Origin of the sequence: Halonotius sp. F2-221B (assembly GCF_046719765.1) — an archaeon.
GTDB lineage: Archaea > Halobacteriota > Halobacteria > Halobacteriales > Haloferacaceae > Halonotius.
On sequence record NZ_JABEBY010000018.1, the window covers coordinates 55,873 to 66,820 of the forward strand.

General features: G+C 51.3%; 6 protein-coding genes and 1 pseudogene. 6 read left to right on the plus strand and 1 reads right to left on the minus strand.

Features of this window, described 5'->3' with window-relative positions:
* The first annotated feature begins 26 nt into the window (after window positions 1–26).
* The 4 genes from HKK80_RS12910 to pglZ all read left to right on the plus strand — a co-directional run bounded on the left by HKK80_RS12910 (window position 27) and on the right by pglZ (window position 8,361).
* On the plus strand, window positions 27–947 hold the full coding sequence (locus tag HKK80_RS12910; protein ID WP_411800008.1) for a helix-turn-helix domain-containing protein: 921 nt from the start codon (window positions 27–29) through the stop codon (window positions 945–947).
* Window positions 944–1,756, plus strand: coding sequence for a nucleotidyltransferase (locus tag HKK80_RS12915; protein WP_411800009.1), 813 nt, complete (start codon window positions 944–946; stop codon window positions 1,754–1,756). The genes HKK80_RS12910 and HKK80_RS12915 overlap by 4 nt, the downstream gene beginning before the upstream one ends.
* Before the next feature lie 92 nt (window positions 1,757–1,848).
* Window positions 1,849–6,165: a BREX-5 system adenine-specific DNA-methyltransferase PglX gene (pglX, locus tag HKK80_RS12920; RefSeq protein ID WP_411800010.1), complete on the plus strand. Its 4,317-nt coding sequence runs from the start codon at window positions 1,849–1,851 to the stop codon at window positions 6,163–6,165.
* Window positions 6,166–6,168: 3 nt separating this feature from the next.
* Complete coding sequence (pglZ, locus tag HKK80_RS12925) at window positions 6,169–8,361, plus strand: BREX-5 system phosphatase PglZ (RefSeq protein WP_411800011.1); 2,193 nt, start codon at window positions 6,169–6,171, stop codon at window positions 8,359–8,361.
* A 706-nt stretch (window positions 8,362–9,067) separates the two neighbouring features.
* Here the strand turns inward: pglZ and HKK80_RS12930 are convergent.
* Complete coding sequence (locus HKK80_RS12930) at window positions 9,068–9,328, minus strand: hypothetical protein (protein WP_411800012.1); 261 nt, start codon at window positions 9,326–9,328, stop codon at window positions 9,068–9,070.
* Between the two features lie 209 nt (window positions 9,329–9,537).
* On the opposite strand from HKK80_RS12930, the gene HKK80_RS12935 reads away from it, so the two are divergent.
* On the plus strand, window positions 9,538–10,731 hold the full coding sequence (locus HKK80_RS12935; RefSeq protein WP_411800013.1) for an HNH endonuclease: 1,194 nt from the start codon (window positions 9,538–9,540) through the stop codon (window positions 10,729–10,731).
* A gap of 56 nt (window positions 10,732–10,787) precedes the next feature.
* Window positions 10,788–10,948: pseudogene (locus HKK80_RS12940) on the plus strand (ISH6 family transposase); the annotation flags it as partial.

Below are 10,948 nucleotides of genomic sequence, written 5' to 3' on the forward strand. Positions count from 1 at the left end.
TATTCAGTTCGTAAATACGCAACATAGTGTACACCGAGGCGGAGCTTCAAGCACTGGAAGCCCTTCAGGAGGAGTCTACGGTTTCAGGACTCGCCAACCGGCTGGGTCGGAGCCGTAGTTACGTGTCGGAACTCGTTGCCCGAATGGAGTCGAAAGGATTGGTTCATACTAGCCGTGAGGGGAAACAGAAACAGATCAATCGTTCAGATGCCCGAGCCATCGAACTGTTTGACAAGTTCGTCCAGCAGTACACCCACATTCCGTTTCCCGAATTACTCGGTGGCGCGACGCTTCGTATTCTATTCTACCTACAGTCAACGGCGACTACTACGCAACTCGCGGAGCAAGCCAACGTCCATCGGAGCACAGTACATCGGTCTCTCTCCCCACTGGAGAACCGCGGTATACTCTACAAATCAGACGGTGAATACACGCTCAACGATGAATTCGAAGGGCTGTCTATGTTGGCCCGTGAGTTTGCACACGTACGCCATAGACAGCGTGTTGAAGACCACGCTGAGTCGTTCACTATCCTCTGGGATTCTTTAGACGAGTTTCTCGTTCAGACTCGTGTCGAGATTGAATCAGAGGCGTTTCACCTGACTGGGCCAGAACTATTCCAACAATACGATCTCCCATTGATGGCCCGCCAGCGTCGATATTACTTGTACTCGGAATCAATCGGTAACATATCCCCAGCAGAACTGTGTTGTCACATGCTCGTGATCGATGATGGAACACGCTCGCAGTCGTACTCCCTCCTCTTGATCAGCGAGACAGGAATTGAGCGCGATGAGGTGCTCACACTCGCTGAAAAGTACGATATCGTAGAGCAGGTGTCGAACCTCTTCGAATATCTTGATACCGAAGGTGAAAGTCGATCAGGACGCCTCCCACGCTGGGAGGAGTTCCGTAATCTCGCCGAGGACTACGAGGTAAAAGTATGAGACAGCGGTTCGACAGTAAATACATCGAGTCCGAACTTGAGCGGGTCGGTGGACACCTCGAAACCGATCTGACCGTCTATTTGATCGGCGGTGGCGCAATGGCGTTCCAGGATCTCAAAGAGACCACCAAAGATATTGATCTTATCGTGGCTGACGGCGACAATCTTCGGGTGTTACAGGCTGTTTTGCTGGAGAACGGGTACGACATTGTCAAAGAGCCTGGAGAGGAATACGACGACCTCGGAGCACAACGAATTCTTGAGAACAATGACGGATGTCGTATCGATATCTTCAACAAACAAGTGATTGACAAACTCGTCCTCTCAGAGGGGATGCGCCGCCGGAGTGAATCCTATCTGGATGTCGGTGGGCTATCGATCGCGGTGGTCAGTCCCGAAGACATCTTTTTGTTCAAATCAGTCGCCGGACGAACGGACGATATCGAGGATATGTTCGCACTCGTACAGACTGATCTTGATTTCGACGTTATTGAGGACGAACTAGAGCAGCAGATCGAATTACTGGGACAGGAGCTATTTGTTACGTATATGAACGAGGCACTACTGGCACTCGAAGAGCAGCACAACATTACGACGCCATTAGGCGAGCGTGTCTCAGAAATCACCGAACGGGTATACCGGGAACTCGAAGTGCTGCAGGCCTTCGAGGAATCGATTTCTCGATCTGAGCTGAAAGCCGCGGTTGATCTCTCTACCGATGATGTAGATGAGGCTATCAAACACCTCACTGAGAAAGAAGTCGTCGAGGTCGAAGGCGACGTTGTCGTACGGGTGTCAACCAACCTGTGACTAGAAAATCCTGACTCTGCCGCCGTCCGAGAGATGATGGGCAATCTTCAAGACATCTTGCTGGTTCTACTTGTAACATCACTGAGTTTCGTATGGACGGAAACCCTACCCAACCCCGCAAGGCCCAACTTGACAAAGAAGAGCGCGAGCATCTCGAAGACATTGTTACCGAAATGCGTGACCGTGTCGAGGCGAATGTTCGCTATCAGCTTGAAGAGTATGACGTAGAAAATCGCCCCGACGAAGACGAGTCTCTGAGCGACGAGGAGGAAGAACTCGTTGAGGCTATCGAACTGGAAGCTGTTGATGGCAATGATTGGGAGGAGGGTTATGAACAATACATCACGGGCGTCGGCTACACTATCGTCAATCGGTTGGCTGCTCTCCGTTGTATGGAAGTTCGAGACTTCATCGACAACGAGGTGACGCGGTTTCGTAAAGATGGACTCACACCAGCAGCCGACCAGCTGGTCACCGAGGATTTCATGCTCGAAGAGGAGGCTGTACTCGAAGCTTACCGGAATGCGTGCGACGACCTAGCAGAGGAAATCGAGATCCTCTTCGACCGTTCGTCGGCTTACAGTTTGATCGACCCCGACGACGATACCTATGAAGATCTCTGTGGAATGCTTGATCAGGTTCCTAACGAGGTCTGGCAGGCTGACGACGTACTCGGGTGGGTATACGAATACTACAATGTCAAACTCCTCGACGATCTCCGACGAAAGGGTGACAGAGAAGGTTTGGAGCCGGAAGACGTGCCAGCGGCGAACCAGTTCTACACGCCACATTGGGTCGTGCGGATGCTCACAGATAACTCGCTCGGCAAACTCTATCTCGAAGATCAGGGAGAACTACAGGATACCGTAGAGAGACAGGACTCGATGACGCCCGACGAGCGCAAGAACCGCCCGCTCTCACCTGACGAATCTCCGGACATCGCGGACTTCTGCACCTATCTCGTTCCGTCTGAAGAGGAAGGCGAGCCACCGGAGTTCGATAGACCTGAGGACATTCGCGTCATCGATCCAGCCTGTGGTAGCGGGCACTTCCTGTTGTACGCGTTCGACGTGCTGGAGCGCATCTACCGGGCCGAGACGGACCTCGACCACGCCGAGATTCCCCGGGAGATTCTGCGGAACAACCTCTACGGCGTCGACCTCGACATGCGGGCCTGCCAACTCGCCGCGTTCAACCTCTATCTGAAGGGTCGAACTCGCGCGGAAGCCGAGGGTGCCAGCGGTTTCGACATGCCGGAGGTCGGTATCGTCTGTGCCGACGCGACGGTGGCCGACATCGAGGGTGTCGAAGAGGTGTTCGACGAGGTCGCAGAGGGAAAATCCGACGTGGAGGATGCCCTCCGGCGCATCCTCGACGCGTTCGAGGAAGTCCACGGTCTCGGGAGTCTGCTCGACGTGCGTGGAACCCTCGGTGACCTGTTCGAGGACGACAGCGAGGAAGAAGGGGTTCAGATTACGCTCGGTGACGACCCACGCGAGGATTACACGCTCGGACAGATTCTGCACAGTCTGCGTGAGGCGGTTGACCAGCACCGAGAGGAGGACTCATTCTTGGCACAGGACTTGCGGAGTTTCGTGCGCCTGTTAGATGTGCTGGCGCAGGACTACGATGTGGCGTTGATGAATCCGCCGTATGGTTCCGGAACTAGAATGCCGGATGTCGTACAAGAATATATTCAAGAAAATTATTCATACAAAGCAGATTTCTATATCAGCTTTTTCGAAGTTTGTGACGAATTTATTAATAAGAATGGTAGGATTGGTATGCTTATACCGAGGCAGTTCATGTATAAAGGGAGGTTTACAAACTTTAGAAGAGATTTTCTGGGTTCGGAAGGAAGCTTTGACTTCTTGGCCGAATTCGGTATTGGCGTTCTGGATAACGCTACAGTACGAACTGTTGGAACTGTGGTCAGGTCGGGGATTAACCCCTCCCCAACGGGGACTTTCTTACGACTACATGACATATCTAGTTCTTTGAAAGAAGAAGTATTTACTGACATAATATGTGGAACTGAACTGGATACAGACAGACTGTTTCGAGTTGATTTAGAAGAATTCGAAAAAATTCCGCGTTCTCCAATCTGTTACTCTGTTCCCACGGAAGTAAGGGAACTATTTGACTGCGATATAAGAATTGATTCCACCCACTCTCACTCTGATGAGGAGTCCCTTGCGCGGATTGGGCCGGGGATAGTAACTGGTAATGATGATCGATTTATCAGGAAGCACTGGGAGATTTCAGAATGGCATTCTAGCCATCCGTTTGCGCATGGTGGGGCAGATGCGTGGGTAATTCCTGAGATTACTAATGTAATCAAGTGGGGGCAGTCTGGCGAAAATCTGAAACGTTCTAGTTCGTATGTCAGGACACCTAATCAAGATTTGTACGGGAAAGAGGCCCTCACTTGGACATACATCAAAGATACGGGACGAAGGTTCGGCTATTTTGCTGGTGGTCTTTTCAGCACCAACGGGTTTATGCTAGTCCCTGTACAGGATATTTCGCTTTGGAAATTGCTATCGGTTTTAAATTCAAATCTGTATCATTCTTTAGTATTATCCCAAACGACAGAACGAAACTGGAATGCCGATGCTATTGGAAGTCTTCCATGGCTTAGGGAGTTGCAATCTATAGATGAGCTATCTCAATTATCAAAAAAACAATTCAAGAACAAGCTAGGAAAGCAACAGAAAGACCCAACCAGCCCATACTATAGAGGGCCGTCGCTTCTACCGAAGAATGAAGATCAAGACTGGTACTATAATCATCCGCATATCCAAGTTTTGCCTACTGAGATAGATGTGCCAACAGCAGATGTTCAAACAAATAGCATCAAATCTAGTTCAAGGGATACGAAAATAAAGGAATTAATATACGAAGAAAAAATAGAGAATATATCTAAGACGATTGACGGACTGATATATTCGGAGTTAGCGATAGGAGAATCTGTTCAAGATGCGATCAACACAGAAATCTTTCTTCGCACGTCCGAAGACCCCGAAGACCGCGAAGTCCCAGACCCCGAATCCGTCCCAGAAGTCCCCGACAACCTCGACGAGCAGGTCAAAGACCTCGTCCACCACGTTGCGATGGAGGCCGTCCGCGAGGAGTCGGACGGCATCATCTCACTCGAAGGCACAGACGGTCAACCCAATATGCTCGACCGAATCGTCGAGCGATTCGAAGACGCCTACGGCGAGCATGCCGACGACCGACTGATCGAGGTCGACGAAATTCTCGGCACCGAGTCCGCCGACGACGAGGCGTACCCCAACCTCCGGTCGTTCATCAAAGACGACCTCTTCACCTACCACGTCGATACGATGGAGAACACACCCATCATCTGGAAACTCAGCACGGAACGACTTCTCGCCGACGCGAAAGGCGAGGGTTTCGCCTGCTTCGTTGATTACCACCAACTCGACGCAAGCCTGTTCGACCGCCTAAGCAACCAGTATATAGAACCGAAGAAAGCCGAACTCCGCGAGCGTCGGTCAGCAGCAAACCAGCAACGGAACGACGAGTCGCTCTCAACGAGCAAACGTGCCGAAGCAACAGACGAGTTCGAGTTCTGTTCGAGTGCCCTCGAACAAATCGCCGAACTCGAAGAAGTGATGCAGAGCCTTGGTTCCACCAGCGAGCGGGAGTTCGACGATGGAAATCGGGAACACATCAACGAGATGGCCCCTAAGGTCGCCACATTCCGGGAAGAAACCGCCGAACGGATCGAAACGCTGGTTGAACTACGCAAAATGAAAAGTGAGGAGTGGTTCCAAGACACCTTCTCTGATGGCTTCTGGGACAAGGTCGATAAGTGGCGCGACGAGTGGATTGATGCTCTTGAAGAACTCGAACGCGCCTGCGAGGAGTACGCTAAGCCCAGCGGCGAGCCTGTCGAAGCGCATCTCGCTGATCTATTCGACTACTTCAACTGGCGACTCAAGGGTTCAGATCACTACTCCAGTACAGGTATTCTCTTCATGACTTACTACTTTGAGCGTGAGGGAGACTACCTTCTCAATGAAGATGGTACGCCCGCCGATAATCTCAAAGAGGAGGAGAAAATGCTCGGTTCGCTCGCTACTGGTATCGACGATGAATCTACAATAAGCGAGGAGTATCTCAAAGAAATCGCGGAAAGCGAAGATATCGATGATATCGCTGAACTGCCACCGATTGCGGAATTCAAAGCACTTGCCGAGGAGATAGAGGATGACTGCCAGACTATTGACAATCAAATACCCTCTGACTGGGAAGAGCGCGCGCTCTCAGAAGTGACAACAACAGGCTACCAGCCTGTCCACAAGCATGGTGTCGCAATTAACATAACACCGCTCGCTGAGAAGGATATCGTCCCAGAGATAGTCGAAGACAAGGTGCTCTAAAATATGCAAGCAACGCAGACCCTCCCCGATGCCGCAAAAGATACTATCCGAAGCGAATTCGACCAAGCAGAGTCATCAGACCCGGTTGTGCTCTGGTGGGACGATGGCAACTACCTTGAGGATATCATCGAGCAAGCCTGTGAAGAACTCGGCGTGCAGCTCAAAATAGCCGAGGAGACGCCACTACAACTCCGTGCAGACGCAGTCGATGGCGAACAGGTCTGGTACGTTCCACACGTCAAAGAACCCGAAGAGACTGAGGGAGATTACGACTGGTTCCGCGATATCAAGCACACCGGGGGCGAGGTGGAGATGAGTATCGAAGACCTCACCGTCCATGCCTTCGAACGAGGACAGCTCGATGCGTGGGAACTGAAAGCCACGACACAGACAGATGACCCGACCAAGCGACGCGAGATCGCCCGGATTCTCCACGACAAACTCACCGGTGGACAACTCCCCACGCTCGAACAGTTGCGTACACAAATCGTCACTGGCGGCTATACTGACCCAGTAGCATTCATTTTAGAGAACGGATGGGGTGACATCAAAGACGATCCCGGCACCATCGAACAGATGCAGGACTTACTGACGAGCGAAGGTGTCGATGCAGTCGCCAACGAAGACGAACCAGTAGGCATCGTCGAAGCGACACGCCGGTGGGCGGTCGCCGAATGGCTAATTCACGCCGGTGCCGATGCTGAAGCCTTCCCGAGTAAGTACCGTACTGAGACAGCCGGTGATCACGATCTCCCCGAACTCAAATCGTTGTTGAACAACACGACCTCCGCTGGGCTGCTCGCCGACCGCTTCCTCGGCGATACAGTCTGGCCTGATATCATCAAAGACATCGATGAGCCATGGGAACTTGCAGATTGCATCGTCGATGCCGCACTCGAACGTCGCCTCTGGGAGAAATGGCACACAGCATTCGACGCCGGTGACTACGAAGAGTGCCTCACACACGCCGAACAACGGCATGATGCTCTACTGGGAAGTGAAGACTACCGTGGCACATATCGAGGCGGCTACGGCCCAAAGAGCCCGTGGACACAAACGTGGGAACAGGCTGCCGAAGTCGCTCGTCTCGCACACCAACTCGATACGTGGAATGAGCGATCTACCGATGATGTTGTCTCGCTGTATGCTGATCCCGACGACGGCACATGGCAGATTGACGACGCAGTGCTCAATCTCGTTGTCGCTGGTGAACCAGAATCAGAGCTCCCCGGCAGTCACCCCGCTGTTGACACGCTCGGAGAACTCCGTACACAACTCCAGTCAGACTACGTCGCCTACCTCGAAGACCTCGGTGACCTCGTCACAGAGACCGTTGAGGATGGTGCGCCGTTTGTCGAAGAAAAACACTCCTATCAGTTCTTCACCAAGGAGTCAGATGGACTCGAAAGCGGACAGACAGTCGCTATATTCGTCATCGACGCACTCCGACTTGATCTTGCTCGGCGACTCGCAGACGAGTTGCGTGAGTACGTGGCGACACTCCCAGCTGACGCACCTGAGTTCGCTATCGATGAGGAGGTCTGGCTCGGCACACTGCCCTCAGAGACCGAGTTTGGAAAGGCTGCACTCACACCAGGAGAGATCCAGATGTTCGATGTCTCCCTGGTCGATGGCGAGTTACAGCCCCGCCGCAACAACCGTCGTGTCACAACCAACCGCCGAGAATCGCTGTTAGACGGGGATGGCTGGACAGTCACTCGTGATGAAGACGATGGGTGGCAATCAACACGAGTCGCGTATTTCAAAAACGATCTCGACAACATCGGCGAGAAAGAGTTGAGCGACCTTGAGAGACTGCTCGCCCAGCGAGTCGATTCCCTGGCCGAATTCATCGGCGAGAAAATCGAACAAGGAGAATGGGATCAGGCATATATTCTGACCGATCACGGCTTCGTGCTGTTACCCGAGGCAGTCACCCCCGAGAAGATTTCACGGCCAAGCGAGACGACTGACTCTGGTCGCCGGTGGATATCTGGCGAAGGTCTAGCTGAGGATGCTCCTGGCGTCTTACTCGATGACAGTGCGCGGTTAGGGTACTTGGATTCGGAGGTTAGAATACTTGCGAGCCCACTCAAGCGGTTCAGTAAGCAGGGTGTCGGTGACGCGAGATTCTATCATGGGGGATTGTTGCCCCAAGAGTTCGTGCTTGACTTTATCAGCATCACGCAGAGCTAATCGGCGATGGCTTATTTTGTTGGTATGTGTTGAACTAACTATGGCTACTGACGGTATGTGTACTCTCTGTGAAGAGGAGTACACGAAACAAGGAATGAGCAACCACTTGCGAGCATGTCGTAGTGACTACTACCAGAGCGAGCAAGATACGTTCCATCTGCGGGTGGAAGGTGCCTACCAGTCGGATTTCTGGGTTCACTTTGAGGTCGCTGGAGACACGACACTCCAAACACTCGATCAATTCCTCCGGCACATGTGGCTGGAGTGCTGTGGACATCTGAGCGCGTTCATTATCGGCGGAACCCGGTTTGCTGCCCGGCCGACGAGTGGATTGAATGAGCGAGACATGGATTATGAGGTGGGGTCGGTGCTTGATTCGGATACTGAGTTCACCCACGAGTATGATTTCGGGTCAACTACAGAACTGACGCTCCGCGTCGTCGAGCGCGACGATCACCACTGCGGGTTCGGGGTCACTGCGGAATATGGTGATATGCCGGTTCGACTGTTAGCACGCAACGATATGCCGGATATCCAGTGTGGAGTCTGCGGTGCCGAGGCGACCGGAGTCTGTAGCAGGCACAGACACGCTGAGGATGGTTGGCTTTGCGATGACTGTCAAACTGACCACGAATGTGAGCCAGAAATGTTCCTACCAGTCGTAAACTCCCCACGGGTCGGAGTGTGTGCCTATTCAGGGTAGGTGTTAGGCGTCTGAGTCTGGCACCCATCGGCCCTTGGGCTGGAACACGACGTATGCCTCAACATCGGAGGTATCGTTCGGATGAGCGTCGTGGAGTGTGAGCTCACCTAAATTGTCGTGGAGCTTGTTCTTGTCAGATACCCACGCTTCAGCGTCAGCCTCTGAGGAAAATTCGATTTGTCGGTCATCGCTGAATTCCTCCTCGGTTAACGGCGTATCTTGGAAGACAGTATCCTTGAGTTCAACAAGATACGTGTCGGACATGACCGAGTATTCGAACCCATGGGAATTCAATGTGGCTCTTGCCTAATCTGGTGAAAAATGTCTGAAGTTTGATGTGGGGGTGTTCGGAGTGACCGATACAGAGGTTCTACGCAACAGTTAGTCACGACTAAAGTTAGAGATATTTGATATGAGCCAATCTGTCGTTGGTTTGAAAACCTTGTCAACCCATTGTACAACTATCTCTACAGATGAGTTCCGAAGGCTACCCTCCCGATTGGGACAGTCGTCGCAAGGAAGTGTACCAACGTGATGACTACACTTGTCAAAACTGTGGTGTCAAAGGCGGGCGGAAAGGAAATGCAGAGCTACACGCCCACCATATCGTTCCCAAGAGCAGGGGTGGGACTCACAAGAAAAGCAATCTCAAAACCATCTGCAAGGAGTGTCATAACGCTATTCACGGGGATAGCATGGCACGGCCGGTGGACGAAAATCAATCAACTGGCCAAACGGATCTTCCCATTGAAATTGATACTTTTCCTTACGCTGTCTCCGAGTATGTTGAGTGTCTGAATACAATAGCGGAGATTGAAGAGAGGTTCACTGATTTTGCAGAAATTAGTGGTGAGCTGGTAGAGTATGCAGGTGCTTGTCAGGAATTAGATGATGACGTTCCTGAACGTGTCGAACGACGATACCGAGATCAAAGAGACAAAGCATTGTCTATCCTCAATGACTTTCAAGATAAAATTGAGTCATTGCGGGGAATAGATACCTCTGAGTTTGATTCCTCAACAACAGAAGAACTGTCTAGCTTCATTGGTGTTGTTGACGATCTTCTTTCTGATATGCAAGAGTACGTTGATTTGGTACACGATATGGCAAATACCAATTCATTCAGTGAATCCGACTACTATGATCTACAGTTCCTCAATGACGAAATTTCAGATATAAAGTTGGCTGAATCAATCTCGTCGTTCAATGAATCCCTTAATTCTGAAATATATGAAACGCTGGTTAAAATAGATGGAATAGTCCATTGGAGTGACATAGGTGCCGATCCTATAGAAGTCTGCCCGTTGTGTGAAAACGACACCGAACATGAGACATATTCCAACGACAAGATTGATGTTGAATTTGAATACACCAGATGTGGAAACTGCAGGGCTGAGTGGGTAAACGAAGGTAGGACAACCAGAATGATCAATAACACAGACAATATTGAGAGTCTGAGTCTTGACCCTGCTGTTTGGACACGAATCAGGAAAGATAGTGACGAACTTAGCAATAAAGTAGGTCATTACGAAAAATTATCTGAAAGTTTGGTAAATAACAAGAAAAAGTTGTTATACGGTTCTGTTCCAATCTACATAATATTCCTCTTGTGGACGGCATCCTCTCAATTAATCGGTCGTGTTGCAAAGTCCTCTAGAGTTCAGTAGCAACTGTCTCCCTTGAGGAAAGGGACGCCTCTGGTGTCCACTCCAAGAGGTGTCCCATGCACGCCACAATCGACGTGCGGTTGACCGTAAGTATCGACGACGACAAAACGATACCGCTGGCCACACTTGCCGAGTTCATTACTGACCAGAACATCGAATCGGTTCTTCTGGAAGGCATTGTCGAGAGCCTCGACGCCGCCAGCGTCGAGGCACTCTG